General features: G+C 41.4%; 2 protein-coding genes and 1 pseudogene. 2 read left to right on the forward strand and 1 reads right to left on the reverse strand.

All coding sequences use genetic code 11. The features are described 5' to 3' along the window. Both F6K38_RS40760 and F6K38_RS40765 read left to right on the forward strand, forming a co-directional pair. A pseudogene (locus F6K38_RS40760) lies at positions 1–331 on the forward strand (hypothetical protein); the annotation flags it as partial. Between the two features lie 316 nt (positions 332–647). Further along, complete coding sequence (locus F6K38_RS40765; RefSeq protein ID WP_287360523.1) at positions 648–872, forward strand: AbrB/MazE/SpoVT family DNA-binding domain-containing protein; 225 nt, start codon at positions 648–650, stop codon at positions 870–872. Between the two features lie 409 nt (positions 873–1281). On the opposite strand, the gene F6K38_RS40770 is transcribed toward F6K38_RS40765, so the two are convergent. Beyond that, positions 1282–1879, reverse strand: a 598-nt coding sequence (locus F6K38_RS40770; RefSeq protein ID WP_287360524.1) for a HEAT repeat domain-containing protein, incomplete at its 5' end; no start/stop codon positions are given.

The following is a 1879-nucleotide window of genomic DNA, read 5'->3' on the forward strand; positions in this document are numbered from 1 at the left end:
AAATAAGACATCTATAACTGTACCTTCAAAAGCTAATCTAGAAGATGTTAAGGTAAAAAGTGGAGAAATTGAGATTAGACCAGATGAATTGGCTGATATTAAAGCTGAGATTAAGCAATTACTAAACGAGCTTGCTGAAAATCCCAGAACTGCTAAAGAATCTGTTGCTATTGAAATTATCAAGGAAGAAATTAATGATAATCCTACTCTTAAGCACCGACTAATATGCGCTTCAAAAGCATTAGGATTTGAGGGATTCAAAGCTATATTTAATCATCCCGTGATCTCTATTTCTGTTGAGACAGTTAAGGGATTCCTGGAAGCAAAATAGTATCCTCAGTAGGTGGTGATCGAAAAGGCGGTGTAGGCAGGTGATCGCCCCTCCTCCTAAAACCCCAACTTCTGCACCGCCCTCGGTTTCACTACCCAATCGCACTTACTGCCTTCTTTTTCTATTCTGGACTAATCTCTAAATACCGTTACAAAGTCCCCAAATCATTAGTGATTGGGGATTCTAGCTTTTTGAAGGGAGTGTGGGATCCGGGCGCGTAGGGAGAAAGAATAGGGAATATTATATAGCGGTTTTCATAGTAATGATATATATATAATAATATAGGATTTTTACGACTCCCGACTCCCTTTACAATATGTACAAGCTCACAATTAATAAGATTGGTGATTCCCTAGGCATAACCCTACCTGAAGAGATCCTACAACAGCTGAATGTTGGCCAGGGAGATACTGTATTTATCACAGAAACCGCTGATGGTGTTGAAATCACCACGAAAGACCCTGAGTTTGAAAAGGTAATGGCAGCTTATCAGAAAGTCAGCAAGAGGTATGAAAATGCTTTGAGGGAGCTGGCTAAGTGAGGGAAGCGCTGTGGATAAATGATGGAAAGGTTAGCAACAGACCAAGAAAGCCAAAATGCGATTGACCAAAGGTCACGCTACGCGATCGCGCTTGTGGCTAGAAGCAAATGTCGGTACTTCATTTGATGATCCATACTAATCAAATACGGATGCTAGACTGGGTTGAATATAACCTAAAATGACCCTCCCAAGGTTTTTGACTTTGGGAGTTTTTTACTGTCTGTTAACCATAACTCTGGTATGTATATATAGGCTTTACATTTGAGATGTAAACGGAAAAGGTCTTTTTTTAGTTTAATAAAAAACTCTGTAACTCTTGCCCCTATTGCCTCTTGCCTGTTGCATTTTGCCTTTTTCGACCATCGATTAATTTACAACTCGTTTGAAAACCCTCTATACTTGATTACTATCAAAACCTCGATAATCTGGCCAATTCCTCCTGAGCAAACTTCCGTAGTTTAGGATCGGAGTCATGGTCTGCTCTATCCTCCAATAAGGATTGGATTTGGGAATGGTTAGGATAATATTCGAGGATGGCCTTAAGGGCTGCTTGTCGAGGATTGTCATCCCATAATTTCTTACGCTCAAAAGGGTCATGGAGAGTGCGATCGCGTAAAAATTCCCATAACCAAGGCTGATTGTGCCAAGCTTGAGCTAACTGTTCAATTGCTATACCTCGCACATCCGAATCAGTATCAGAGCGAGCCAATTCTTGAAGTAGGGGTAAAGTATCTAGGTGGTCTTTGTAACCTTGAGCTAACTGTTCAATTGCTGTAACTCGCACCCACGAATTAGTATCAGAGCGAGCCGATTCTTGAAGTAGGGCTAAGGTATCTGGGTGGTCTTGGTAACCTTGAGCTAACTGTTCAATTGCTGTAACTCGCACCGACGAATCAGTATCAGAGCGAGCCCATGCTTGAAGTAGGGCTAAGGTATCTGGGTGGTCTTGGTAACCTTGAGCTAACTGTACAATTGCTGTACGTCGCACCCACGAATTTTTATCAGAG

It is taken from the genome of Moorena sp. SIO3B2, from assembly GCF_010692525.1.
Classification (GTDB): domain Bacteria; phylum Cyanobacteriota; class Cyanobacteriia; order Cyanobacteriales; family Coleofasciculaceae; genus Moorena; species Moorena producens.